Annotated in this window: 1 protein-coding gene; it reads left to right on the top strand. The window is 64.6% G+C overall.

Features of this window, described 5'->3' with window-relative positions; genetic code table 11:
- The first annotated feature begins 136 nt into the window (after positions 1-136).
- Complete coding sequence (locus ACFZDJ_RS25195; protein WP_390928993.1) at positions 137-448, top strand: hypothetical protein; 312 nt, start codon at positions 137-139, stop codon at positions 446-448.
- Positions 449-903 lie beyond the last annotated feature (455 nt).

Here is a 903-nt window from a genome sequence, read left to right as displayed (position 1 = left end):
CGAGCCCACTCTTCATCCGAAAGGTCCCCCCGCCCCATGTCTCAGGGAACGAGCTTCTGGGCACGGCGTCACACGACCCATCGGACACCCCCTAGGCGGCTAGCTAGTCGACTAGGCGACCGGACTGGAGCAGCCCATGCCCGATCTCTCGCGCCACGCCCGTCAGCTACGTGAAGTCGCTGAAGCTCTCGAAGCGCAATCCGACCTGACCGACGACCCGTTGGCGCCTCATCCGGGCACATTGGAGGTCATCAATGGCAGGCACACCAGTCGTGGGCAGATCAACTATGCCGTCCCCGACGCTCTCCAATTGCAGCGGCGCATCCGCCGATATCACGCGGACCACGGTGTCCAGCACGGCGACATCGTCGCCATAGCGCTCGACGCATTCCTTCGCGCCAAGGGCTACCCTCCCGACCTCACCCCGCCCAAGCACGAAGAACAGTGATCACTCGGCCGATCCCACAGGGGGACTCTGTGCGAGGCCGGTAACCGGCCTCCAATTTCCAGGTACCTGGCTTCCGGCCCCTCCCGCATGCGCGTACCGGTCGTTGTCAGTGGTCCGTCCAGTCTCGTCTGCAGATCGCGTACGAGCCTGTGCGCGCTCGGTGTCCCCACGATGGTCCGGCAGGACATCGGCGATCCGTTCACCCCCGCCCTTCAGCTCCCGGCATCCCCCACTGCGAAGGCCCTTGGCTTCCTGGGCGAGGTCGGTGCGTTTCGGATCGGTCCATGAGACGCCCTTGCGCAACGTGCCGTATCGGCCTAATGTCAGCCTCGTTCGGAAACGACAATCGTTTTCATTAATGAATGAGGAGGACACATGTCGCTCGACTTCGAGGAGCTCGCGGCGGACGGTTCGCTGGCCGCGCCGCAGGGGCCGGGTACCAACGCGCTCGTGCA

Origin of the sequence: Streptomyces sp. NPDC007896 (assembly GCF_042959425.1) — a bacterium.
Taxonomy (GTDB): domain Bacteria; phylum Actinomycetota; class Actinomycetes; order Streptomycetales; family Streptomycetaceae; genus Streptomyces.
This window is presented reverse-complemented; position numbering and strand designations above follow the sequence as displayed.